The sequence below is a fragment of the Streptomyces sp. DSM 106670 genome (assembly GCF_055792845.1).
The window spans coordinates 6,892,539-6,916,944 of the sequence record NZ_CM147704.1 but is presented as its reverse complement, the minus strand read 5'-3'; the positions used below and the strand labels follow the sequence as shown (position 1 = coordinate 6,916,944).

Sequence of the window (24,406 nt, the reverse complement as noted above, 5' to 3'; positions counted from 1 at the left end):
ATGTAAACAGTGACCCAGGTCTCACCACCCCCGGACGGGGGTGGTCCCCTCCCTCGTCCGGGGGAGGCGACACGGGCCGGGTGGAGGGGCGTCGGAGTGCCGGAACCGGTCGATGCGGTCGAGATGCAGGCGGCACTGTTGAGGCTGCGCCGCACCAGCGGGCTTCCGGTGGCGTTCGGCGGTCTGCTGTCCGACGCGCGCCACGCACGGATCGCCGAGCTGAACGGGGCGCAGACCAGCGCGCTGCGGGGCCTGGTCATCTCCGCCGGGAGCGGCCTTGGCGGCAAGGCCATCGCGCTGTCGCGGCCCTGTGCGGTGACGGACTACGCCTCCTCGCGCCACATCAGCCACGAGTACGACGCGGCGGTGGCGGCGGAGGGGCTGCGCTCGGTCGTCGCGGTGCCCGTCGTCGTACGGCGGACGGTACGGGGCGTGTTGTACGGGGCGCTGCGCACACCGGTCACGCTGGGCGACCGGACGTTCGACGCGGTGGTGGCGTCGGCCCGTGATGTGGAGCAGTCGCTCGCGGTACGGGACGAGGTGCGGCGGCTGCTGGCGGCTGGCCGGGAGCAGGTGTGCGATCCCGGCATGGTGCCCGGCGCCTGGGAGGACGTGCGCGAGGCCCACCGCGAACTGCGCGCGCTGGTGCCGAGGGTCGTCGATCCGGCGCTGCGCGACGAGCTGCTGGAGGTCTGCGGTCGGCTGGCCTCGGCGTCGGGGGCCAAGGCGCCCGCGGCCCGGGAGGTCCGTCTCGCGCCGCGCGAGGTGGATGTGGTGGCGTGTGTGGCGGCGGGCGCGACGAACGCGGCGACGGCCGAGCGGCTGGGGCTGCGGCCCGAGACGGTGAAGGGGTATCTGCGCTCCGCCATGCGGAAGTTGGGGGCGCACACCCGGCTGGAGGCGGTGGTGGCGGCCCGCCGGGCGGGGCTGCTCCCCTGAGTTTCGGCCCCGGACCGCGACCCGTGGGCGGTGGCGCTCTCAGTCGCCGAAGTCCAGGAACGTACCGAACCGGACGTCGTGGTCCGTCGCGTCCGTCATCACGGCCAGCATCCGCGCCGCCTCCTCGGTGATCTCCGCGCGCTCGGCGCGGGCCAGTCTCCGGAGCGGCTGCACGGTCAGGAGCGCCGCGCCGCCCTCGCGTTCGATGCGCCAGACCGCGTCGAAGAACCCGTCGATCAGCACGGTGCCGTACGCCTGGTTGCCCACCCCGTTGCGCCCCTTGTTCACCGCGGGGATGACGCGGGTGCGGTCGGCGTGGCCGAGGAGGACGTTGTCGAACTCGGGCAGGAAGCGCGGCGGGGCCGGGGTGCCGGGGTCGGGGCGCGGGGCGTCGGGCAGGTCGAAGAGCTCGACGCCCCGCTCGTCGCGGAAGGTGAGCAGCCCGGGCCTGAGCCGTTCGAAGACCTCCTTCGTACGGGTGAGGCCCGACCAGGACTGGAAGTCCATCACCGAGGCGGGGCCGAACGCGCCGAGGTAGCGCAGCACGGTGGCGTCGGGTGCGGGCACGGGCTCGGCGGGCCGGCCGAGCCAGTGCTCCACGGTGGTCAGGGCGACCTGCCCGCTGCGGCCCCACAGTCCGCGCGGGGTGACCTGGACCAGCGGCAGCAGACAGCGGGCGGCGACGGTGAGCGCGAGCGGGTCGGCGTCCGGCCAGTGGGCGAGGAGTTCCTCCCGCAGCTCCTTGACCGGGCGCGGGCGCTCCTGGACCAGCTCCCGGGCCATCGCCGCGAGCCGATCCAGGTCCACCCCCGTCAGCCCGCGCCGGAACATCTTCAGCTCCCGCTCGCGTACCGCCTGCACCAGCGGGCGCAGGGTGAGCGCGTCGTCCGCCGTATGGGTGTGGAGGGTGGAGCGCAGGCTGACGATCCGGACCACCTCGCGGGACTCCATCAGGGTGGACAGCTCCGCGGGGTCGAAGTCCGCGAGCCGGGCGTACAGCTGGAAGTACGGCGGCTTGGTGTTCTGCGCCTGGAGCCCGACGAGGTGGGCGACGGCGTCCTGCGCGGACATCGGTGACCTGTGCAGCAGGAGTTGCCGGTCCAGGGTGGCCCGGTTCAGCGCCCGGGCGGGCAGCACGGCGGGGTGTGCGGCGGTGCGGTGCGTCTTCGCGGCCATGGTCCGCACGCTACCGGCGCTTGCGGTCGGATACGGTCCGCATGTCGCGGAGCGCCCGCGTTACGCCCACCGGGCCTGTGCGCCGCGCGGCCCGGGCGGCCCGCCGCCATGATGGGCCGGTGATCAGTGTCCTGTTCGCCGTCCTCACCGCCATCAGCAACGGATCCGCCTCGGTGCTCCAGCGCCGGGCGGCGATGCGGGTGCCCGACAGCGAGGCGATGCGGCTCTCGCTGATCGGTCATCTGCTCCGTCAGAAGGTGTGGCTGGCGGGCATCGGGCTGGTGATCGTGGCGGCCGTCTGTCAGGCGGTCGCCCTGGCCACCGGTCCGATCGCGGTGGTCCAGCCGATCTTCGTGATCGAGCTGCCCGCCACGCTGCTGATCGCCGGTTACGTGATGCGGCTGCGGGTCGACCGGAACGTCTGGTTCGGGGTCGCGGCCGTCACGGTCGGCCTCGCGCTCGGCATGGCGTCGGCCGCGCCGGTCGAGGGCAGCGACACGGTCCGGGACGCGGCGTGGATTCCGGCGCTGGTGCTGACCGGGGTGTTCGAGGCGGTGCTGATCGGTTCCGCGCTCCGGACGCGCGGCAATCCCCGGGCGGCCCTGCTGGGTCTGGCCGCCGCCTGCGGCTACGCGCTGACGGCCGCACTGATGAAGGACGCGATGGCGAACCTGGACGACGGCGGGGTGGTCGCGCTGCTGGCGTCCTGGCAGTTGTACGCCATGGCGGCGGCCGGGGTGGGCGCCCTGTTCCTGCTCCAGAACGCGCTTCAGGCGGGCAGCCTGGTGGCGGTGCAGCCGATGCTCACCCTGGGGGACGCGCTGATCAGCGTCCTGTACGGGGTGACGCTCTTCGACGAGCGGCTGCGGACCGGCTGGTGGCTGCTGCCGGAGCTGGCGGCGCTGGCCCTGATCGCCGCGGGGTGCGTGCGCCTGGCCCGTACGCCGCTGGCCAGAGGCACGCTCGCACCGCCGCCTCCGCCGCCGCGCGTGCGGTGACCGGTCCGGCTCAGCCGGCGTCCGGCGGGGTGACCCGCTCGCCCGGCGGCACGGGCCCCGGAGGGGTGCCGTCCCCGAAGGGACGGCCGCCGAGCCGCTCGCGGTGGTGTGCGGTGGTCCAGCCGGAGAGGTCGGGGCCGACGGGGACGATGCCGGTCGGGTTGATGCCGGTGTGCACCTGGTAGTAGTGCCGCTTGATGTGGTCGAAGTCGACCGTGTCGCCGAATCCGGGCGTCTGGTAGAGGTCGCGGGCGTACGCCCACAGGACGGGGTCCTCGGTCAGCTTGTTCCGGTTGCACTTGAAGTGGCCGTGGTAGACGGGGTCGAAGCGGACCAGGGTGGTGAAGAGGCGGATGTCGGCCTCGGTGATGGTGTCGCCGACCAGGTAGCGGCGGTCGGCGAGGCGGGCGGAGACCTGGTCCAGGCGGGCGAAGAGGGCCTCGTACGCCTCCTCGTACTCGTGCTGGGTGCTGGCGAAACCGGACTTGTAGACGCCGTTGTTGATGTCCCGGTAGATGCCCTCCATGACCTCGTCGATCTCCGCGCGCAGCGGCTCGGGGTAGAGGTCGGGGGCGCCGGGGCGGTGCAGGGCGGTCCACTCCGTGGCGAGGTCGAGCGTGATCCGCTGGTAGTCGTTGGTGACCAGCTTCCCGCTCGGTACGTCCACGATCGCGGGCACGCTGACGCCACCGGGGTAGCCGCTCTCGCGGGCGTCGTAGGCCTCGCTCAGATGGCGGATGCCGAGGACCGGGTCCCTGCCGTCCGGGTCGAGGGTGAAGCGCCAGCTGCGGTCGTCCTGGATCGGGTCGGCGACGGCGAGGGAGAGCGCGTCCTCCAGGCCGAGCAGCCGCCTGGAGACCAGAGCGCGGCTCGCCCAGGGGCAGGCGCGGCTGACGACGAGGCGGTAGCGGCCCGGTTCGACGGGCCAGCCGTCGCGGCCGTCCGCCGTGATCCGGTCGGGGAAGTGGCTCCTGGACCGCTTGAACGGCTTGTGGCCGTAGGAGTCGTTGCCGTCGTTTCCGGCGCTGCCGTCTCCGGTGGCGTCCGCTGCCCTGTCACTCATGCCGTGCTCCTCGATGCGTCGGTGGAACGGTCTGCCGCACGTCGTCTGCCCCGTCGGTCGGCTCCGACGTCGGCCAGTGCCACGATCAGTCCGGCCAGCACGAAGGCGACGGACACGATGAGCCCGTGGTCGTAGGCGTCGGCCCAGCCGTCCGGGCCGACCTGGGCGAAGAACACCGCGCCGACGGCGGCGATGCCGATCGCGGAGCCCACCCGCTGCCCGGTCTGCAGGGTGCCTCCGGCGCTGCCCGCCCGGTGGACCGGGACCTCCGCGAGGGTCAGGGTCTGGTTCGGGGCGATGACCAGGCCGCTGCCGAGGCCGGCGAGGAGCAGCGGGGCGGCCATGGCCCAGCCCGCTCCGTCGCCGGGGACCAGGTGGACGGCGAGCGCGGTGCCCGCGAGACCGAGGGCGACCATCGCCAGGCCCGCCACCACCAGCGGGCGGCCGAAGCGTCCGACGAGCCGGCCGCCGATGGAGGCGGCGACGCCGGAGCCCAGGGCGAAGGGGGTGATGGCGAGTCCGGCCTGGAGGGCGGAGTAGCCCAGGCCGGACTGGAGGTAGAGGGTCGTGACGAAGAAGATCGAGGTGAACCCGGCGAAGTAGAGCAGGATCAGCAGACAGCCCAGCCAGTAGGAGCGCAGCCGGAACAGCGACAGGTCCAGGACGGGGTGGGTGCGGCCGCCCGTGCACCGCGCTTCCCAGGCGACGAACGCGGTGAGCAGCGCCCCGGCCAGGACGAGCAGCAGCCACTTGGCGTTGCCGGGCCACTGCTGGGCCTGGACGAACGGCAGCAGCAGGGCCAGCACCCCGGCCCCGAGGAGGGCGACGCCCACCGGGTCCAGGTCGCGCGGCCGGACCCGGCCGGCGGAGGGGGTGTCGGGCAGCAGGCGGTGGGCGAGCAGGAGGCAGACGGCGCCGAGCGGGAGGTTGACGTAGAAGACCCAGCGCCAGCCGTGCTCCGGTCCGGCGGCCTGGATGAGCAGTCCGCCGAGCAGCGGGCCCACGGCCGTGGAGATGCCGACGACGGTGCCGAACATGCCGAAGGCCCGGCCGCGCTCCCGCCCGGAGAACATCTGCTGGATCAGGGCGGAGATCTGCGGGGAGATCAGACCGCCCGCGATGCCCTGCACCAGCCGGGCGATCACCAGCCACATGCTGGACTGGGCGGCCCCGCAGGCGGCGGAGGACAGGGTGAACAGGGCGAGGCCCACCATGAAGACCGCCCGGCGGCCCCGCGCGTCGCCGAGGCGTCCGGCGGGGATGAGGAAGAGGCCGAAGGCGAGGGCGTAGCCGGAGAGCACCCATTGGAGGTCGGACTCGGGGGTGTTCAGGCCCTCCCGGATGGAGGGGAGGGCCACATTGACGATGGAGACGTCCAGCAGGGTCATGAAGCCCGCCACCAGGCAGACGCCGAGTGCCCGCCAACGCCGGGGGTCGGGGCCGTCGGGGGCGGCGTCGCCCCCGGCCGGCCCGGGGGTCGCCGCGCTCCGTGCCATGGTTGGCACCTTAGGTCGCGGCGGGTGTTTCCTCATCCGGGACACGTCCGCTCCGGTGGCCCGGATGCCCGGGCCGGACACCGGCCCGGGTCCGGTACGGCGTGTCCGGGGCCACCGGGGGTATCCGTTCCCGCATGACTGTGGAGAAGACGAGCGTCCTCGTCCTTGACTGCGCCGAGCCCATGGAGCTGGCCGAGTTCTACGCCGGACTGCTCGGCGCGGAGATACGGATCGGCACCGACCCCGATTTCGTCGAGATCGTCGGCAACGACGGCGTCCGGCTGGCGATCCGCCGCGACCACGGCTACGCCCCGCCGAGCTGGCCGCGCCCGGAAGACTCCCAGCAGGCGCATCTGCGGATCCTGGTGGGGCGCGAGGACATCGACGAGGCGGAGCGGGAGGCGATATCCCTGGGGGCCAGGCCCGTCGACACCGGCGACAGCAACAGTGGGCCCCGGGACGTGCGGGTGTACGGGGATCCGGCGGGCCACTCGTTCTCGCTGGCGGTCTATCCGCTGCCGACGGGCTGACCGGCGCGGAGCTGAGGGCCGACGGCGGAAGGGTCCCAACGGGCCCTTCCGCCACGCGCGTTAATAGACAGGAAAGTTTCCCAACACTGTTGACGTCAATTGGAAGGAACCTTTACTTTCAGTTCTGCCGACATGGCGCCTCCCACCCCCCTCCGAAGGGAGCCCCACCATGCACCAGCGCACCAATCCCCCCACCGGTTCCGCCCCCACGTCCGGCCGCCGCGGACTGGCCCGCAAGGCCCTGCTCGCCGCGTCCGCGCTCGGTGTCGTCACCGCACTCATGGCTCCGGTCCGGGCCGGAGCAGCACCCGCCCCGGCCTCCCCCACCGGCGCCGCCCCCACCGCCGCCACCCCGCTCGCCGCCAACGGGCAGCTCTCGGTCTGCGGCCGCCAGCTCTGTAACGCCTCCGGCGAGGCGGTCGCCCTCAACGGGATGAGCACGCACGGCACCCAGTGGTACGCCCAGTGCGTCACCGACGGCTCGCTCGACGCGCTCGCCCAGGACTGGCGCTCCGACGTGCTGCGCGTCTCCACCTACGTACAGGAGGGCGGGTACGAGACCGACCCGGCCGGATTCACCGCCCGGGCGCAGAAGTTCGTCGACGCGGCGCACGCACGCGGCATGTACGCGGTCATCGACTGGCACATGCTCTCCCCGGGCGACCCGAACGTGAACCTGGACCGGGCGAAGACCTTCTTCACGGCGATGGCGAAGAAGTACAAGGACCACCCGGGCGTGCTCTACGAGATCGCCAACGAGCCCTCGGGGGTGAGCTGGTCGGGCATCAAGTCCTACGCCGAGCAGATCATCCCGGTGATCCGGGCCGAGGACCCCGACGCGGTGGTGCTGGTCGGCACCCGCGCCTGGTCGTCGTTCGGGGTGTCCGAGGGCTCCGACGAGTCGGAGGTGGTGAACAACCCCGTCAACGCCTCGAACATCATGTACACCTTCCACTTCTACGCGGCCTCGCACCGCGAGGAGTACCTGAACACGCTCGACCGGGCCTCCGACCGACTCCCGGTGTTCGTCACCGAGTTCGGGACGCAGGACTACGCCGGCGAGGGCGCCAACGACTTCACGATGTCGCAGCGCTACCTCGACCTGATGAAGCGCAAGAAGATCTCCTGGATCAACTGGAACTACTCCGACGACCACCGCTCCGGCGCCGTCTTCAAGACCGGCACCTGCGGTGGGAGCGAATGGGCGGGGACCGGGGTCCTGAAGGAGGCCGGGGTCTGGATCCGCGACCGCATCCGCCAGTGACCCCGGCCCGCTCCCCGCGCCGTCAGACCGAACGGCGGCGCAGGGACGCGTCGGTGAGGACCGCCGGGGTGTAACCGGCGTCGCGTGCCGACAGGTTGACGCCGGGCGGGACGATCTCGTCGATCCGGTCGAGGACGTCCCGGCTCAGCCTCACCTTGTCGGCGCCGAGCTGGCTCTCCAGCTGCTCGAAGGTGCGCGGCCCGATGATCGCCGAGGTGACGGCCGGGTGCTCCAGCACGAAGGCCAGGGCGAGTTGGACGAGAGTGAGCCCGGCCTCCTCGGCGAGGACGGCGAGCGCGTCGGCGGCCGCCAGCTTGGCCGCGTTCTCGGGCGCGGTGATGTCGAACCGGGCGGCCTGGCGCTCGGCGCGGCTGGAGGCCGGCTGCTCGGCGCCCTTGCGGTAGCGGCCGGTCAGCCAGCCGCCGGCCAGCGGGCTCCAGGACAGCACACCGAGTCCGTACCGCTGCGCCACCGGCAGCATCTCGCGCTCGATGCCCCGGGCCAGCAGCGAGTACGGGGGCTGCTCGGCGACGACGCGCTCGCGGCCCCGGCGCTCGGCGGTCCACTGGCCTTCCACGATCGCGGAGGGCTCGAAGGTGGAGGTGCCGATGTAGCGGATCTTGCCCTGGTGGACCAGGTCGGAGAGCGCGCCGAGCGTCTCGTCGAAGTCGGTGCCGGGCTCGGGGCGGTGGACCTGGTAGAGGTCGATCCAGTCGGTGCCCAGCCGGCGCAGGCTGTTCTCCACCTCGCGGATGATCCAACGGCGGCTGTTGCCGAACTCGTTGGGGTCGTCGCCGAGGCGCCCGTGGAACTTGGTGGCCAGCACCACGTTGTCGCGCCGGCCGCCCGCGAGCGCCTTGCCGACGATGGTCTCGGACTCGCCCTGCGAGTAGACGTCGGCGGTGTCGACGAAGTTGATGCCGGAGTCCAGGGCGTGGTGGATGATCCGGACGCTGTCGTCGTGATCGGTGTTGCCGCGCGCGCCGAACATCATGGTGCCCAGCGCGAGCGGGCTGACCTGGACGCCGGTGCGGCCGAGGTTGCGGTATTCGGTCATCTGGCACTCTCCTTGACGAGCTGACTGGTGGTGTCGGGATGGTCCCGGTCGGGCACGGCCGGAACGCCGGTCTGCCGAAAGGCCTCCCACAGGCGGTGGTACGGGCCCCGCGCCGCGAGGAGTTCGGTGTGCGTCCCGCTCTCGACGACGGCTCCGGCGTCGAGGACGACGACCCGGTCGGCGCGGGCGGCGGTGGTCAGCCGGTGGGCGACGACCACGGTGGTACGCCGACGGCACAGGGCGTCCGTCGCGGCGGCGACCCGGCGTTCGGTCGCCAGGTCGAGCGAGGCGGTGGCCTCGTCGAGCAGCAGGACGTCCGGATCGACGAGTTCGGCGCGGGCCAGGGCGAGGAGCTGGCGCTGCCCGGCGGACAGATGACGGCCGCGCTCCCCCACCTGCTGGAGGTAGCCGAGCCGGAGTCCGGCGATCATCTCGTGCGCGCCCACCGCCCGGGCCGCGGCCTCCACCTCGGCGTCGGTGGCCTCGGGCCGCCCGTAGGCGATGGCGTCCCGCACGGTTCCGCTGAAGAGGTACGGCTCCTGCGGTACGAGCCCGAGTCTGCGCCGGAAGGCGGGCAGGTCGAGGTCGCGCAGATCGTGGCCGTCGACCCGGACGGTTCCGGCGCTCGGGTCGTAGAAGCGGGCCAGCAGTTTGACGACGGTGGACTTGCCCGCGCCGGTGGCCCCGACCAGGGCGACGGTCTCACCGGGTGCGATGCGCAGCCGCAGCCCGTGCAGGACCTCCTGGCCGCCGCCGCCCGCGTAACCGAACGACACCTCGTCGAACTCCACCTCGCCGCGCAACCGGCCCACGGCGAGCGGCTGTTCGGGCTGCGGGGTGCCGGCCGGGGTGCGCATCAGGGAGCGCAGGCGGCCCAGTCCGATGACCGCCTGCTGGTAGCCGTCGAAGACCTGCGAGAGCTGCTGGATGGGCGAGAAGAACAGCTCCACGTAGAGGAGGAAGGCGATCAGGGTGCCCGCGCTCAGCTCGCCGGAGCGCACCTGGCCCGCGCCGACGACCAGGACGGCGGCGGTGGACAGGGTGCCGAGGAACTCCACGAACGGGAAGAACGTGCCCATGTACCGCTGGGCGCGCAGCCGTGAGTCCCGGAAGCCCCAGGCCAGTTGGGCGAAGTCGCGGGCGTTGTGCTCCTCGCGGCGGAACGCCTGGGTGACGCGGATGGCGGTGACGTTCTCCTGGAGGCAGGCGTTGACCGCGCTGACGCGTTCGCGGGCCTCGCGGTAGGCGGGGACCGAGTAGTGGCGGAAGAGGGCGGTGGCGCCGATCAGGACGGGGAGGGCGAGGAGCAGGACGACGGCGAGGCCCGCGTCGATGACCAGCAGGGCGACCAGCACGCCGAGGACGGTGAGGAGGCTGACGACGGCGGTGATCAGCCCGGTCTGCAGGAAGTTCGACAGGGCGTCCACGTCGGTGGTCATCCGGGTCATGATCCGGCCGCCGAGCTCCCGCTCGTAGTAGTCCAGGCCGAGCCGCTGGAGCTGGGCGAAGGTCTTCACCCGCAGGGTGTAGAGGAGCCGCTCGCCGGTGCGTCCGGTGGTGCGGACCTGGGCCACGCCGATCAGCCAGTTCGCCGCGCCGACCAGCCCGGCGAGGGCGGCGGCCGCCAGGAGCACTCCTCCGGCCTGCCGGGCGACGCCGTGGTCCACCCCGTGGCGGACGAGGACCGGTACGGCGATCTGGGCTCCGGCGTCGAGGGCGACCAGCAGCAGCCCGAGGACCAGCGGCAGCCGGAAGGGGCGCAGCAGGGTGCCGAGGTGGAACTCCGGGTCGGCGGCGACGGCCTGTTCGGTGGTGACCTTCGGGTCGGCGGCGGGCAGCGGGAGGCGGGCGAGTCCGGCGATCAGCTCGGGGCTCGGCGGGGCCGAGCCGAGCACCCCGCCGCCGGGTCCGCCGCGGCCGGGTCCCGAGGTGGCGGCGGCCTCGGCCAGCGCCTGGGCGGCCCGGACGGCGGTGCCCTCCTCGGTGTCGACGCCCGCGGCCTCGTCCCGCAGCCACAGATCCGCGGTGACCCCGCCGGCCGGCGCCTCGGCCACGGGCTCGGAGGCCGTGGGCTCGGCGGTGGACAGCAGCGTACGGAACAGGGCCGAGCGGGACCGGAGTTCGTCCAGCGTGCCGGTGTCGGTGACGCGGCCGCCGTCCAGCACGGCGATCCGGTCGGCGAGCTCCAGGGTGGAGCGGCGGTGCGCCACGATCAGGGTGGTCCGGCGGCGGGTCTCCGCGTGCAGCCCGGCGTGGATCTCGGCCTCGACCCGGGCGTCGATGGCGGAGGTCGCGTCGTCCAGGACCAGGATCGCCGGGTCGCCGACCAGGGCGCGGGCGAGCGCGATGCGCTGGCGCTGGCCGCCGGAGAGGGTGAGGCCCTGTTCGCCGACGACGGTGTCGTAGCCCTGCGGGAGCCGTTCGACGAAGGCGTCGGCGCGGGCGATCCGGGCGGCGGCGCGGATCTGCTCGTCGGTGGCGTCCGGCGCCCCGTAGGCGATGTTGGCGCGCACGGTGTCGGAGACCAGCAGGCTCTCCTCGAAGACGTAGCCGATCCGGGAGCGCAGTGAGGCGAGGGACAGTTCGCGCACATCGGTGCCGTCGACGGCGACCGTGCCGGAGGGCACGTCGTAGAACCGGGGCAGCAGCGCGGCGGCGGTCGACTTGCCGGAGCCGGCCGCGCCGATCAGGGCGAGGGTCTCGCCGGGGCGGACGTCGAGCGTGAAGCCGTCGAGGAGCGGCGGGCCTTCCCCGTAGCGGAAGGTGACGTCCCGCCAGGAGAGCGCGGGCGGCCGGTCGGGCAGTTCGCGGGCGTCCGGGGCGTCGGTGATGACGGGGGCCTCGTCGATGACCTCCAGGACGCGTTCGGCTCCGGCACGGGCCTGTTGCCAGACGGTGAGCAGGGTGGCGACCTGGCGGACGGGGGTGACGAAGGAGCCGAGGTAGGTGGTGAAGGCGAGGAAGGTGCCGAGCGAGATCCGGCCGTGCAGGGCCATCCAGCCGCCGAGGGCGAGGACGGCGACCTGGCCGAGGGCGGGTACGGCCTGGAGCGCCGGGTTGTAGCGGCCGGTGAAGCGGACGACCCGCAGCCGGGAGGCGAACAGGCCCCGGGCGCGCTCCTCAAGACCTGCCAGTTCGCGGTCCTCCTGGCCGAAGCCCTTGACGACGCGGACGCCGGTGACGGTCGCCTCGACGGTGGAGGCGACCTCGGCGGCCTCCTGCTGGGCGTGCCAGTTGGCGGGGAAGAGGTCGCGGCGGCTGCGCAGGGCGATCAGATAGAGCAGCGGGCCGACGACGAGGGCGACGATGGTCAGCAGCGGGGAGAGGAACGCCATGAGGACCAGCGAGGTCAGGAACATCAGGGCGTTGCCGGTGAGGTTCGGCAGGAACTGCAGCAGGGTCTGGACGAGGGTGATGTCGGAGATGGACCGGCTCACCACCTGCCCGGTGCGCAGTCCGTCCTGCTGGGCGCCGCCGAGCCGCAGCAGGGCGGCGAAGGCGTCGTTGCGCAGGTCGTACTGGACGCCGAGGGAGAGCCGTCCGGAGCGGTAGCGACGAGTGAAGCTGGCGCCGAAGCGGACGGCGCCGAGTGCGGCGAGCAGGGCGATCCAGGGGACGAGGGAGCCGGCGTCCTCGGCGAGGCCGTCCACGACGTGGCGCAGGACGAGGGGCAGGGTGGCGGTGGCCAGGGCGGCGACGAGCGCCGCGCCGAAGGCGAGGAGGAGGTCGGTGCGGTGGCGCAGGCAGTAGGCGAACAGCCGTCGGGCCCAACCGTGTTCGGGGTCGGGCCGCCGGCCGGCGCCGGTCCCCGGGTGCGGCCGGGGACCGGCGCCTTCGCGCGCCGTACAGTCCGTCACCGGACCCCTGCCGTGGCCGGGGCGGCGGCGACGTGGTCCGTGCCGGTGCCGAGGGGGTCGAAGAGCTGGTTGGCGGGGCGCGGCAGACCGTAGTGCTCGCGCAGGGTGGCGCCGGTGTACTCGGTGCGGAACAGGCCGCGTTCCTGGAGGATCGGGACGACCCGGTCGACGAAGACCTCCAGGCCCGAGGGGAGCACGGCGGGCATGATGTTGAAGCCGTCGGCGGCCCCGCTGTCGTACCAGTGCTCGATGGTGTCGGCGACCTGCTCGCCGGTGCCCGCGAAGGTGCGGTGGCCGCGTCCGCCGCCCAGCCTGCCGATGAGTTGACGTACCGTCAACTTTTCGCGGCGGGCGAGTTCCACGATGAGGGTGTAGCGGCTCTTGGCGCCCTCGATCTCGTCCTCGGTGGGGATGTCCTCGGGGAGTTCGGCGTCGAGGTCGAGGTCGTCCGGGGCGATCTTCAGCCGCAGGGCGAGCTGTCGCTTGGCGTACTCGGGGACGATGAGGCGGTCCAGCTCGGCGTCCAGCTCCCGGGCCTCGGCCTCGGTGTCGCCGATGACGGGGACGATGCCGGGCAGGATCTTGATGGTGTCGGGGTCCCGGCCGAGCGCCACGGCCCGCGCCTTGACGTCCTTGTAGAAGGCGATGCCCTCCTCCAGGGTCTGCTGGGCGGTGAACACCGCCTCGGCGTAGCGGGCGGCGAAGTCCTTGCCGTCCTCGCTGGATCCGGCCTGCACCAGCAGCGGGTAACCCTGCGGCGGGCGCTGGACGTTGAGGGGCCCGTCGACGCGGAAGAACTCGCCGCGGTGCTCGATGGCCCGGACCCGGTCGGCGAGGGCGTGGACGCCCTTCTCCTTGTCGGCGACGACGGCGTCGTCGGCCCAGCTGTCCCACAGTTTGGTGGAGACCTCGACGAACTCGGCGGCGCGGCGGTAGCGCTCGTGGTGCAGCGGGGTGTCGTCCAGGCCGAAGTTGCGGGCGGCGTCGGCCCCGGCGGTGGTGACGATGTTCCAGCCGGCCCGGCCGCCGGAGACATGGTCCAGCGAGGCGAACCTGCGCGCCAGGTTGTAGGGCTCGTTGTAGCTGGTGGAGGCGGTGGCGATGAGCCCGATGTGCTCGGTGGCCCCGGCGAGCGCGGTGAGCAGGACGGTGGGCTCCAGCTTGGCGGCGGGGCGGCGGCCGGGGTCGCCCATCAGGACCGGGCTGTCGGCGAGGAAGAGGGAGTCGAGGCGGCCTCGTTCGGCGATCCGGGCGAGGTTCTTGTAGTGCTCGATGTCGGAGCCGGCCTCGGCGGGGCTCTCGGGGAGCCGCCAGGAGGCCTCGTGGTGTCCGGTGGACATGAGGAAGGCGTTGAGGTGGAGCTGCTTGCGGGGTTCGGCGGAAGGCATGGGTGTCTCCAGGCGGGTGCGGGAGGTGTTCCCGTACGGGTGAGGTGAGTGGGCGGTCGCGCGCCGCTGCGGTGGGCCGATGCGGGTCTGGGCGTACGGGGCGGGCGGGCGATCCCGGACGCGTACGGGTCAGGCGGACGGGGCCGGCTGCTCGACGCCCAGGGCGGTGAGCAGGGCGTCGCGGTACTCCTGGAAGCGGGCGTCGCGGCGGGAGCGCGGGGTGGGCAGGTCGATGGCGAGGTCGACGGAGACCAGGCCGTCCTCCAGGACCAGCACCCGGTCGGCGAGCTCCACGGCCTCGTCCACGTCATGGGTGACCAGGAGCACCGCGGGGCGGTGGCGCTCGTACAGCTCGCGCAGCAGTCCGTGCATCTTGATCCGGGTCAGGGCGTCGAGCGCCCCGAACGGCTCGTCGGCCAGCAGGAGTTCGGGCTCCCGGACCAGGGCGCGAGCGAGTGCGGCGCGCTGCTGTTCGCCGCCGGAGAGCTCGTGCGGCCAGGAGCGGTCGCGGCCGGCCAGGCCCACCTCCTCCAGGGCGGTCAGCCCGCGCTCGCGGGCGGCGGGGCCGCGCAGCCCGAGGATCACGTTGTCCAGGACGCGGAGCCAGGGCAGCAGCCGGGAGTCCTGGAAGGAGAGCGACACCCGTTCCGGGACGGTGAGTTCGCCGGAGCCCTCGACCGTGTGGTCCAGCCGGGCGACGGCCCGCAGCAGGGTGGACTTGCCCGAGCCGCTGCGGCCGAGGAGGGCGGTGAACTCCCCCGGCGCGATGTCCAGGTCGATCTCCTTGAGGACGACCCGGTCGCCGAACCTCCGTACCAGCCGTTTCGTCCGGACCGCGGGGTGGACCTCGGTGATCAGCCCGCCAGGGTGCGTCGCCATGACAGGGCCCTCCTCTCGATGGCGCGTACGGCCGCGTCCGAGGCGAAGCCGAAGATCCCGTAGGCCACCAGGCCCACGATGATCACGTCGGACTGGGCGTACAGCTGGGCCTGGAACATCATGTAGCCGATGCCGCTGGTGGCGTTGATCTGCTCGACGACGATCAGTCCGAGCCAGGACGAGGTGACGCCGAGGCGCAGGCCGACGAAGAAGCCGGGCAGCGAGCCGGGGACGACGACCTTGCGGACGAACTGGGCGCGGCTGAGGTCGAGGCCCTCGGCGAGCTCCACGTACCGGCTGTCGATGGAGGTCAGGAAGGCGAAGGTGTTGATGTACATGCTGACCGCGACGCCGAGGGCGATGACGGTCACCTTCATCTCCTCGCCGATGCCGAGCCAGAGGATCAGCAGGGGCAGCATGGCGAGCGAGGGGATGGCCCGCTTGATCTGGAGCGGTCCGTCGATCAGATACTCGCCACTACGGCTCAGTCCGGCGGCGACCGCGAGCACCACTCCGCTGGTGACGCCGAAGAACAGGCCGAGCCCGGCGCGTTGCAGGGAGATGAGGACGTTGTCCTGGAGGCGCCCGGTGGCCACCAGGTCGGAGGCGGTGGAGATCACGCTGCCGGGCCCGGACAGGATGCGCGGGTCCAGATAGCCGGAGGCGGAGGCGGCCCACCACAGGGCGATGAGCAGGACGGGGCCGATGAGCCGGCCGAAGGGGAGGGGCCGGCCGGGGCCGAGCCGTCGGCGGGTGCCACGGGCGACGGTGGGGCCGGTGTCCGGGTGCGGGTCCGCCGGTGGGGCCGCGCCCTTGGTGAGGACGGTGGGCCCGCCGGTGCGGGCGGTGGGCAGCAGGTCGGTCATGAGGTCTCCCGGTACTCGGCGGGAACGGACTCGGCCGCCAGGCGCTCGAAGCGGCGGTCGAACAGGTCGGCGACGTCCTGCTTCGGTACGAAGCCGCCCTCGGCCATCAGGTCGGCGGTCTCCTGCTCCCACTGGATCGCCTTGTCCCAACTGAGCGGGAACTGGGGCTTGTTCAGGGAGGAGACGATGCGCTTGCCGTCGGCGACGGAGACGCCCTGGTCCTTCACGTAGTACGTGTCGATCCACTCGTCCTGGTGCTCCCAGGCCCAGACGAGACCCTTGGCCCACAGCGGGACGAAGTTGCGGACGGCGGCGGCCTTCGCCGGGTCGTCGAGCACCGCGACCGGGGCCCACAGGACGGTGAGCAGATCCACCACATCGGTCTTGAGGCCGGTGGCGCCGTCCTTGCCGTACTGGTCGAGGTACTTGGTGAGGGTCGGTTCGCCGAGCGGCGCCACGTCGACCTGCTTGGACTGCAGGGCGGTGAGGAACTGGGTGCTGGGCAGGGCGACGAGTTCGACGTCGCTGTTCTTCAGTCCGGCCGCCTTCAGGGCGCGCAGGACGACGACGCCCTGGGCCTGGCCCTGGGAGAAGCCGATCTTCTTGCCGCGGAAGTCCTCGGCCGAGGCGATGTCCGAGCCGGGCGCGGTGGCGAAGGTGTAGAGGGGCAGCGGGCGCACCTGGACGGCGACGATCTTCGTGTCGACGCCGATGGCCTTGGCCTGGATCGGCGGAATTCCGGCGTTCGAGGCGAGGTCGATGGATTCGGCCCGGAATCCCTGGATGATATCCGGGCCTGCGCTCAGGTTCGGCCATTCAGAAACGGTGAAGGCGAGGTCCTTCTTGAGACCGGCGGGTTCGAGCTGGAGCCGGGTCTGGCGGACCGCGACGGTCAGTTTCGTACCCGCCGGAGGGGCGCCCGAGGGAAGTTTCCCGGCGGGTTCGGAACTGGCCGCGTTCTTTGTCTGCGGAGAGCAGGCGGCGAGGCCGAGAACCGTTCCGGTGGCGAGGGCGAGAAAGGATCTGCGGCCCACGGTTCTCGTGGTGGTGGCGGATTCATCGGTCCGGTGACGTGACATGGGGTGCATTCCTGGGTCTCAGAGGGAGTGGTAGGCGCCGTCGTGGAACAGCAGCGGGGCCCGGCCCTCGTCGAGCCAGGATTCGGTGACCCGGGCGATGACGATCCGGTGGTCGCCGGCGGGCACGATCTGTTCGGTCTCCAGGCGCAGCCAGCCGGCCACCCCGTCGAGCACCGGCTCGCCCTCCGGCAGCCGCCGCCAGGCGGTGGGGGCGGCGAACCGGTCGATGCCGCTGGTGGCGAAGGTGCGGGCGAGCGACTCCTGGTCGGCGCCGAGGAAGTTGACGACGGTGGAGGACGCCACCTCGACATGCGGCCAGGAGGAAGTCGTGGTGCCGATGCCGTACGAGACCAGCGGCGGGTCCAGGGACAGCGAGGTGAGCGAGGTGGCGGTGAACCCGACGGGCCCGCGGCCGGAGTCGGCGGTGACGACGACCACGCCCGCCGGATAGCGGCGGAACACCTGCTTGAAACGGTCGGGGGCGTAGGCGGGGGCATAGGAGGGCACGGTGACGGTCAACATCTCTCCCGGAGTGGAAGGAGGGGAATACGGGAAACGGGCGCACGAATGCACGGAGGCACGGGAGGACAGCGCGGATCACCCGGCCGGAAGGTGAACATCCCGCGGGTATCGTCCTCTTGCCCTTACGCCCGGAAGTCTGCTGGGTTTATCGGGAACCCGGACAGCGGCGACAACGACAGGGCCGGGAGAAAACCCTCACCGGCGCAGCCGTGCGACAGCGGCGAGCCGTGCGGGGCACGCTCTGCTGAATACGCTGTCGGCTGGTCATGAATCCATTGTCCTGTGGCGCTGTCGGGCCGGTCAACAATGCAACTTTCTGAATTAAGTCGGGTTCCGCACCGGCCGCGGACGGGGGCCGTCCCGCGTGGTCAGGACACCGCGGGCAGCGCCGGCCAGGGCCCCAGCGGGTCGGTGTACAGCGCGCCGAGCGCCACCGCGCCGCCCGCCGTGGCCAGCACCGATCCGGTGAAGCTGCTGGGCACCACGGCCCGTTCGGGGTCGTCGCAGACCCAGGAGCGCCGCGCCACCTCCGCCCGCAGGTCCGCCAGGCACTCCGGGATCCGGCCCGCTCCCGGTTCGACGACCACGAGGACCTCCGGGTCGAACATGTCCAGCAGCAGGGCGGCCGCCCGGCCGACGAGCAGGGCCCGGCGGCGGAAGAGCGCCAGCGCCCGCGGGTCGCCGGCCAGGGCGCCGTCGAGCAGTTCGGTGAACGAGCCGACGTACAGGCCCTGTTCGGCGGCGCGCCGCACCATGGCCCGCTCGGAGACCTCCGACTGGAGGCAGCCGGTGCGCCCGCACGAACAGGGCTCGGCCCCGCCCGATCCGCCTGCCCCCAGCGGCAGATGGGCCACGCTGCCCGCACCGGAGCGGGGGCCCAGATGCATGGTTCCGGAGCTGGCGAACGCCGCGTCCACCACGGCCCCGACGAAGAGCAGGACGGTGCTGGCCCGGGTCGACGCCTCGCCGAACAGCTGCTCGGCGCGGGCCAACGCCCGGGAGTGGCTGTCCACATGGACCGGGAGGCCGGTGGCGGCTTCGAGGATCTCGCGCACCGGGACGTTGTGCCAGCCCAGGTGCGGATGCTCGACGACGACTCCGGCGGCGGGGTCCACCCGGTGGCCGGTGGCGAAGCCGAGGGCGAGGACGGTCCGCCCGGCGCCGTACGCCTCGACGAGCCGGGGCAGCCGGTCGGCGAGGTCGCGCAGCAGGGCCGGGCCGCTGGCCAGGCCGCGCGGGGAGCCGCCGGGGACGGTGGCGTACGGGCCCATCGCGCCGATCGCGTGCGGCTGCCGGTCCTCGGCGACGATCCGGCCGCGCAGGTCCATCAGCGCGACGGTGGAGTGCGCGACGGCGACATGGGCCCCGGCGACCAGATAGCGGCCGGTGTCGATCTCGACGGGTATGTGCGGGCGGCCGAGCCCTTTGGGTCCGGCGGTCTCCGCGCCCTCACGGACGAGGCCGCGTGCCAGCAACTGCCCGACATGGCCGGTGACCGCCGCCGGGGAGAGGCCGGTGAGCCGGGCGACGGTGGACCGGGCGACGGGCCCGTGGTCGAGGATGGCGCTCAGCACGGAGCCGGTGCCGGAGACGCGGCGGGCGGGCGCGGCGGCCGGGATGTCCGAGCGGCGCAGCGGGGCGGGGCGGCGGGCGGGCACGGGCGGACGCTTCACAGGTGTCTTCACAGGTCCTCGATGGCAGCGGGCCGTGCGGGAAGGCGTCCGTACGGAGCCTCGGGCCGAAACCCGCCGGCGTCGGGCCGGAGAGGGTGCGGCTTCTACCGTGGAACGGTGTGCCCCGGGGTGCGCACGCCGGAAGGTCTCCGGCGGCGGTCGCGACGGGGCGGGTGCGTTCAGGCCCGGTGACACGCCGCGGAGCACACGCGCTTCAGGTCGACATGACCTCGCGTCGTCAGGTGTGCGGATCGCTGCATGGCGCGCAACCTAATCGGAACGGCGTAACCCGGTCAAACCGTTGACCGTATGGTGGACGGCCGTCTCAGCAGGGCGTGTTGCCCGTCCGTTGCCGCATGTGACAGGCGTATGGCGGGCGCGCGAAGCGGGGGTGCGGCGATCGGTGCGGGGCGGTGAGACCTGTCCTCCATCCGGATGATGCCGGGAATTAACCGATGATGCCTTGTCATGCCTTGTTCTACGCGCATAGCTTTTGCCCCTACTACTCAGTTCAGTTGGGGGCACCTCCCGTGCAGATATACAGATCCGGTTCCGTCCTGCTGACCGGCGCCGTCGCCGTCGCGCTCGCGGTGACCGCCCTGCCCGCCGCCCAGGCGGCCCCGTCCGCCACCGCCGTCATCTCCGAGGTGTACGGCGGCGGGGGCAACTCCGGCGCGACGCTGACCCGGGACTTCGTCGAGCTGGCCAACGCCGGCTCCGCGCCCTTCGAGGTCGGCGGTCTCAGCGTCCAGTACCTGCCGGGCAGCCCGTCGGCCGGTTCGCAGTGGCAGGTCTCCGAGCTGACCGGGTCGATCGCGCCCGGCGGCCGCTATCTGGTCGCCCAGGCCGCGGGCACCGGCGGAACGGTCGCGCTGCCCACCGCCGACGCCACCGGCACGGTCGCGATGGCGGCGGGCAGCGGCACCGTCGCCCTGGTCTCCGGGACGGCCCCGCTCACCTGCAAGTCGGCGGCGGACTGCGCGGCGGACACCCGGATCGTCGATCTGGTCGGCTACGGCTCCGCGGTCGTCCGGGAGGGCAGCGGCCCGGTCCCCGGCGCCTCGGCCACCGCGTCCGTGGCGCGGGCCGCCTCGCTCGCCGACACCGACGACAACGCGGCCGACCTCACCGCGGGCGCCCCGACCCCGGTCAACACGAAGGGCGAGACGTCCGGCGGCGGCCAGGAGCCCGAGGAGCCCGGCCCCACCGAGCCCGGCGACGTACGGATCCACGACATCCAGGGCACCACCCGCGTCTCCCCGCTCGACGGCTCGACGGTCGACGGCGTCCCGGGCGTCGTCACCGGCGTGCGCACCAGCGGCTCGCGCGGCTTCTGGATCCAGGACACCGCGCCCGACAACGACCCGCGCACGAGCGAGGGCCTGTTCGTCTACACCGGCTCCGCCGCCCCGGCCGTGCAGGTCGGCGACGCGGTCCTGGTCAGCGGCAAGGTCGCCGAGTACTACCCGGGCACCGGCACCCAGTCGCTCACCCAGATCACCGCACCGCGCACCACCGTCCTCTCCTCCGGCAACGCGCTGCCCGCCCCGGTCGTCCTCGACGCCCGCTCGGTGCCCGGCCGCTACGTGCCCTCGGCGGACGGCGGGGCGATCGACGCGCTGCCCCTGAACCCGAAGCGCTACGCCCTGGACCTGTACGAGGCGCTGGAGGGCTCCCGGGTCCGGATCGCCGACACCCGGGTGACCGGGGCGACGACCGCGTACGACGAGATCTGGGTGACCGTCAAGCCGAAGGAGAACCCGACCCGGCGCGGCGGCACGCTCTACGCCTCGTACCAGGACCAGAACACCGGCCGGCTCAAGGTGATGTCGCTGGACCCGGCGCAGCCGGTGCCGACGGCCAACGTCGGCGACGTCCTCAAGGGCCGCACGACCGGTGTGCTCGACTACGCGTCGTACGGCGGCTACAACGTGCAGGCCACCGAGCTGGGCACGGTCGTCGACAAGAAGCTGCGGCGCGAGGTGACCCGCAAGCAGAAGAAGGACGAGCTGGCGGTCGCCACGTACAACGTGGAGAACCTCGACGCGAGCGACGACCAGGCCAAGTTCGACACGCTCGCCGCGGGCGTCGCGGTCAACCTCTCCTCCCCCGACATCGTCTCGCTGGAGGAGATCCAGGACGACAACGGTGCGGTCAACGACGGCACGGTGGGCTCCGAGGCGACGCTGAAGCGGTTCACGGACGCGATCGTCGCGCAGGGCGGGCCGCGTTACGCCTGGCGGTACATCGCCCCCGAGAACAACAAGGACGGCGGCGAGCCCGGCGGCAACATCCGTAACGTCTTCCTCTACAACCCCAAGCGGGTCTCCTTCACCGACCGTCCGGGCGGGGACCCCACCACGGCGGTGGAGGCCGTGAAGGCGGGGAAGGGCGTCCGGCTCTCCGCCTCGCCCGGCCGGATCAACCCGCCGAGCGCGGCGTGGGCGGACAGCCGCAAGCCGTTGGTGGGCGAGTTCGTCTTCCGGGGCAAGCCGGTCTTCGTCATCGGCAACCACTTCGCGTCCAAGGGCGGCGACCAGCCGCTGCACGGCCGGTACCAGGAGCCGACGCGCTCCTCGGAGACGAAGCGGATCCAGCAGGCCGCCGAGGTCAACACCTTCGTCACCGCGCTGCTGAAGGCGGACAGGTCGGCCAAGGTCGTCGCGCTCGGGGACTTCAACGACTTCGAGTTCTCCCCGACGATGAAGGCGCTGACCCAGGGCAAGGCGCTCAAGCCGCTGATCACGACGCTGCCCGCGTCCGAGCGGTACAGCTATGTCTTCGACGGCAACTCGCAGACGCTGGACCACATCCTGACGAGCCCCGGCATCCGCCGCCCCGACTACGACGTGGTGCATATCAACGCCGAGTTCGCCGACCAGGCGAGCGACCACGACCCGCAGGTGGTCCGGATCAAGGCCGAGGGTTCGCACGGCCACGGACACTGAGGCCGTGACCCGGTGGGGCGGACCGGAGGTTCAGGTCCGCCCCACCGGGGCGCCCGCCTGGCGCGGCAGGGTGACCGCGCCGGCCACCGGCTCGCGTCCGGTGAAGAACCGGGAGACCAGCGAGGCCACTTCCTCGGCCCGCTCCAGCACCACCCAGTGGTCGGACTCCCCGATCGTCAGGAACCGGCTGCCCTCGATCGTCGCGGCGAACTCCCGCTGCCGTGCGGGCGAGGTGACCGTGTCGTGCTCCCCGGCGAAGACCAGCGCCGGTACGCCGGTGAGTCCGCCGGAGAAGTCGGGCCGGTCGGCCAGCGCCCGGTAGAGGGAGTCCGCCGCGTGCGGCGAGTGGGTGAGCGCGTGCAGGAACGAGCGCCGCACATAGCGGCGGGCCAACTCCCTGCGATGGACGTGCCGTTCGGGGTCCAGGCACATCAGCGCGTCGGCCGCCGTGGCGGCGAACCCCTCGCGGTCGCCCGCGGCCAGCTGCTGCCGGGCCCGCTCCCAGCAGGCGACCTGGGCCGCGTCGATGTGGACCGGGACGCCGCCGAGTGCCAGACGTGCCACCCGCTCCGGGTGGCGGCGGGCGAAGCCGAAGGCGATGGCGGTGCCGTAGGAGAAGCCGAAGACGTTGAGCCGGGGGGCGCCGAGGTCGTCCGCGACGGAGAGGACGGCCCGGCGCAGCAGATCGGCGCTGGGGCCCGGCGGGAGCGGGTCGGCGCTGCCCATGCCCGGCAGGTCGGCGGTGACCACATCGGCGGCCGGGCCCAGGTGGTCGTCCATCTGGGGCCAGCCGAACATGCCCTGGAGCGCGCCGCCGAGAATGAGCGTCGGTTCGGTGGCGGGGACGCCGCCGGGGCGGGAGTGCGGCAGGACGCGGTAGCTGTAGCGCACTCCGTCGACCGACAGGTTCCGGATGATCTCCTCGGGCATGTGCTCCTGCGTTCCCTTCCGCTCAGGCCCTGGTGAGGACGAGTGCCGCGTTGTGGCCGCCGAAGCCGAGCGAGGTCTTGACGGCGCAGTCGAAGGAGGCGGCGCGGGCCTCCTTGGCCACCACGTCGACCGGGATCAGCGGATCGGGCGCGTCCAGGTTGACGGTGGGCGGGACCAGCTGGTGCTGGAGGGCGAGGACGGTGAGCGCGGTCTCGATGCCGCCGGCCGCGCCGAGGGTGTGCCCGGTCATCGCCTTGGTGGAGGTCACCAGGGGGTGCTCGCCGAGGACCCGGCGGAGCATGGTGGCCTCGATCAGGTCGTTGGAGAGTGTCGAGGTGCCGTGCGCGTTGACGTGCCCGACATCGGCCGGGGCGAGGCCCGCGTCGGCGAGCGCGGTGCGCAACGCCCGTTCGATGCCGCGGCCTTCGGGGTCCGGGGCGACGGCGGAGTGGGCGTCGCTGGAGGCTCCGTAACCGCTCACCAGGGCGCGGACGGCTGCGCCCCGGGCGCGGGCGTGCTCCGGGTGTTCCAGGACCACGAGTCCGGCGCCCTCGCCGACGACGAAGCCGTCGCGGTGGGTGTCGAAGGGGCGGCAGGCGGCCGCGGGGTCCTCGCGGCGGGTGGAGACGGCCTTGAGGCTGCAGGCGCTGGCGATCAGGAGGCGGGTGCAGGTGGACTCGGCGCCGCCCGCGACGACGATGTCGCAGGCTCCGGAGCGGAGCATCTGGTGGGCGGTGCCGATGGCGACGGTGCCGGAGGAGCAGGCGGTGGAGACGGCCTGGCTGGGTCCGTGGACGCCGAGGTCCAGGCTGACGCTGCTGGCCGCGCCGTTGACGACGCAGAGCGGGGCGAGCTTCGGGGAGACCCGGCGGGGGCCGCGTCCGGCGAGGGCGGCGGCCTGTTCGTCGTAGAAGGGCAGTCCGCCGTGGGCGGAGCCGATGACCACGCCGACCCGGCCGCTGTCCCAGACGGACGGGTCGAGCCCGGCGTCGGCGACGGCCTCGCGGGCGGCGATGACGGCGAGCTGGGCGAAACGGTCCATCAGCCGCTGGGCGGCCACCCCGAGGACGGCGCCCGGGTCGCAGTCGGTGACGGAGTAGAAGAAGTCGCAGGGCAGGCCGGCCAGTTCGGGCCGGGGTGCGGCGGCCGGCGCGAGGCCCTCGGTGACGCCGTGCCAGGCGGCGTCCACGCCCGTACCGGCGGAGGTGACCAGGCCGACGCCGGTGACGGCGGCGGCGAACGGGGCGAGCGGCGCCCGCCGGTAGGGCCGTGCGGTCGCCGCGCTCATGCGGTGACCTTTCCGTGGACGGCCTCGACGAGGCGGCCGACGGTGTCGCGCGAGGTGAGCGCGACGTCCTCCAGATCCACGTCCAGCCGGTCCTCGATGAGCAGCCGCAGCTCCTCCAGCGCGAGGGAGTCCAGCCGCAGCCGGTGCAGCGGGACATCGGGGCCGATCGCCCCGGGGTCGGTTCCGAACTTCGTCACCAGCAGCGTGCTGATCTCTTCCGACGTGCTCATTCGGCTCTCCTGGGCTCGGTGACGCGGTGACGTCGGCCGCGTGGTGAGGGGAGGTGGGGGGAGGGGCCATCGGGGGACGCCGGCTGCTCCGGAAGGACCCTTTATACGCCTTCGCGGACGGGTTCCCGGTCCGCGTTCCCCCGTGCGGTGGGAGGGGTGTCCAGGTGTACGAATCCGGGGTGCGGCGCGGGTGGGGTGCCAGGATGGGGGCGGAGCCCGTACG

The 24,406-nt window shown here is 72.9% G+C and carries 19 protein-coding genes; 5 read left to right on the top strand and 14 right to left on the bottom strand.

Features of this window, described 5'->3' with window-relative positions; genetic code table 11:
* Nucleotides 1-96 precede the first annotated feature (96 nt).
* Nucleotides 97-939, top strand: a complete 843-nt coding sequence (locus ACSMXR_RS30585; RefSeq protein WP_381847524.1) for a response regulator transcription factor — start codon at nucleotides 97-99, stop codon at nucleotides 937-939.
* A gap of 39 nt (nucleotides 940-978) precedes the next feature.
* On the opposite strand, the gene ACSMXR_RS30580 is transcribed toward ACSMXR_RS30585, so the two are convergent.
* On the bottom strand, nucleotides 979-2,115 hold the full coding sequence (locus ACSMXR_RS30580) for a winged helix DNA-binding domain-containing protein (protein WP_473170353.1): 1,137 nt from the start codon (nucleotides 2,113-2,115) through the stop codon (nucleotides 979-981).
* A gap of 119 nt (nucleotides 2,116-2,234) precedes the next feature.
* On the opposite strand from ACSMXR_RS30580, the gene ACSMXR_RS30575 reads away from it, so the two are divergent.
* Nucleotides 2,235-3,113: a DMT family transporter gene (locus ACSMXR_RS30575; protein WP_376185553.1), complete on the top strand. Its 879-nt coding sequence runs from the start codon at nucleotides 2,235-2,237 to the stop codon at nucleotides 3,111-3,113.
* A 10-nt stretch (nucleotides 3,114-3,123) separates the two neighbouring features.
* Here the strand turns inward: ACSMXR_RS30575 and ACSMXR_RS30570 are convergent, their stop codons facing one another.
* Complete coding sequence (locus tag ACSMXR_RS30570) at nucleotides 3,124-4,176, bottom strand: glutathione S-transferase family protein (RefSeq protein WP_381793506.1); 1,053 nt, start codon at nucleotides 4,174-4,176, stop codon at nucleotides 3,124-3,126.
* Nucleotides 4,173-5,672: an MFS transporter gene (locus tag ACSMXR_RS30565; protein WP_364882657.1), complete on the bottom strand. Its 1,500-nt coding sequence runs from the start codon at nucleotides 5,670-5,672 to the stop codon at nucleotides 4,173-4,175. The genes ACSMXR_RS30570 and ACSMXR_RS30565 overlap by 4 nt, the downstream gene beginning before the upstream one ends.
* Before the next feature lie 134 nt (nucleotides 5,673-5,806).
* On the opposite strand from ACSMXR_RS30565, the gene ACSMXR_RS30560 reads away from it, so the two are divergent.
* Complete coding sequence (locus tag ACSMXR_RS30560; protein ID WP_137234061.1) at nucleotides 5,807-6,202, top strand: VOC family protein; 396 nt, start codon at nucleotides 5,807-5,809, stop codon at nucleotides 6,200-6,202.
* Nucleotides 6,203-6,371: 169 nt separating this feature from the next.
* The gene (locus ACSMXR_RS30555) at nucleotides 6,372-7,466 is read left to right on the top strand and encodes a glycoside hydrolase family 5 protein (protein ID WP_473170352.1); all 1,095 of its coding nucleotides are present in this window, start codon (nucleotides 6,372-6,374) and stop codon (nucleotides 7,464-7,466) included.
* Nucleotides 7,467-7,488: 22 nt separating this feature from the next.
* On the opposite strand, the gene ACSMXR_RS30550 is transcribed toward ACSMXR_RS30555, so the two are convergent.
* The 8 genes from ACSMXR_RS30550 to ACSMXR_RS30515 all read right to left on the bottom strand — a co-directional run bounded on the left by ACSMXR_RS30550 (nucleotide 7,489) and on the right by ACSMXR_RS30515 (nucleotide 18,787).
* Complete coding sequence (locus ACSMXR_RS30550; protein ID WP_473170351.1) at nucleotides 7,489-8,523, bottom strand: aldo/keto reductase; 1,035 nt, start codon at nucleotides 8,521-8,523, stop codon at nucleotides 7,489-7,491.
* Nucleotides 8,520-12,380, bottom strand: a complete 3,861-nt coding sequence (locus ACSMXR_RS30545; protein WP_473170350.1) for an ABC transporter ATP-binding protein — start codon at nucleotides 12,378-12,380, stop codon at nucleotides 8,520-8,522. Before ACSMXR_RS30545 ends, ACSMXR_RS30550 begins: the two co-directional genes overlap by 4 nt.
* On the bottom strand, nucleotides 12,377-13,768 hold the full coding sequence (locus tag ACSMXR_RS30540) for an LLM class flavin-dependent oxidoreductase (RefSeq protein WP_473170349.1): 1,392 nt from the start codon (nucleotides 13,766-13,768) through the stop codon (nucleotides 12,377-12,379). The genes ACSMXR_RS30545 and ACSMXR_RS30540 overlap by 4 nt, the downstream gene beginning before the upstream one ends.
* 129 nt (nucleotides 13,769-13,897) lie before the next feature.
* On the bottom strand, nucleotides 13,898-14,647 hold the full coding sequence (locus tag ACSMXR_RS30535; RefSeq protein ID WP_364882644.1) for an ABC transporter ATP-binding protein: 750 nt from the start codon (nucleotides 14,645-14,647) through the stop codon (nucleotides 13,898-13,900).
* Nucleotides 14,623-15,513: an ABC transporter permease gene (locus tag ACSMXR_RS30530; RefSeq protein ID WP_137234067.1), complete on the bottom strand. Its 891-nt coding sequence runs from the start codon at nucleotides 15,511-15,513 to the stop codon at nucleotides 14,623-14,625. The genes ACSMXR_RS30535 and ACSMXR_RS30530 overlap by 25 nt, the downstream gene beginning before the upstream one ends.
* Nucleotides 15,510-16,592, bottom strand: coding sequence for an ABC transporter substrate-binding protein (locus ACSMXR_RS30525; RefSeq protein WP_137234068.1), 1,083 nt, complete (start codon nucleotides 16,590-16,592; stop codon nucleotides 15,510-15,512). Before ACSMXR_RS30525 ends, ACSMXR_RS30530 begins: the two co-directional genes overlap by 4 nt.
* Nucleotides 16,593-16,610: 18 nt before the next feature.
* A complete protein-coding gene (locus ACSMXR_RS30520) occupies nucleotides 16,611-17,114 on the bottom strand; it encodes a flavin reductase family protein (protein ID WP_218524258.1) in 504 nt (167 codons plus the stop codon).
* A gap of 368 nt (nucleotides 17,115-17,482) precedes the next feature.
* Entirely contained in the window at nucleotides 17,483-18,787 is a 1,305-nt protein-coding gene (locus ACSMXR_RS30515) for an ROK family transcriptional regulator (protein ID WP_381909323.1), read from the bottom strand.
* Nucleotides 18,788-19,317: 530 nt separating this feature from the next.
* Between ACSMXR_RS30515 and ACSMXR_RS30510 the strand changes: the two genes are divergently transcribed.
* Nucleotides 19,318-21,735: an endonuclease/exonuclease/phosphatase family protein gene (locus ACSMXR_RS30510; protein ID WP_473170348.1), complete on the top strand. Its 2,418-nt coding sequence runs from the start codon at nucleotides 19,318-19,320 to the stop codon at nucleotides 21,733-21,735.
* A gap of 30 nt (nucleotides 21,736-21,765) precedes the next feature.
* Here ACSMXR_RS30510 and ACSMXR_RS30505 read toward each other — a convergent pair whose 3' ends face one another.
* From ACSMXR_RS30505 to ACSMXR_RS30495, 3 genes are read right to left on the bottom strand one after another with little or no spacing between them, the layout of a single operon-like run.
* Nucleotides 21,766-22,665, bottom strand: a complete 900-nt coding sequence (locus ACSMXR_RS30505; RefSeq protein ID WP_473170347.1) for an alpha/beta fold hydrolase — start codon at nucleotides 22,663-22,665, stop codon at nucleotides 21,766-21,768.
* A 22-nt stretch (nucleotides 22,666-22,687) separates the two neighbouring features.
* A complete protein-coding gene (locus ACSMXR_RS30500; protein ID WP_381793520.1) occupies nucleotides 22,688-23,953 on the bottom strand; it encodes a beta-ketoacyl-[acyl-carrier-protein] synthase family protein in 1,266 nt (421 codons plus the stop codon).
* Nucleotides 23,950-24,183 (bottom strand): acyl carrier protein, encoded by a 234-nt coding sequence (locus tag ACSMXR_RS30495; RefSeq protein ID WP_030083945.1) that lies wholly within the window; start codon nucleotides 24,181-24,183, stop codon nucleotides 23,950-23,952. Before ACSMXR_RS30495 ends, ACSMXR_RS30500 begins: the two co-directional genes overlap by 4 nt.
* Nucleotides 24,184-24,406: the final 223 nt, after the last annotated feature.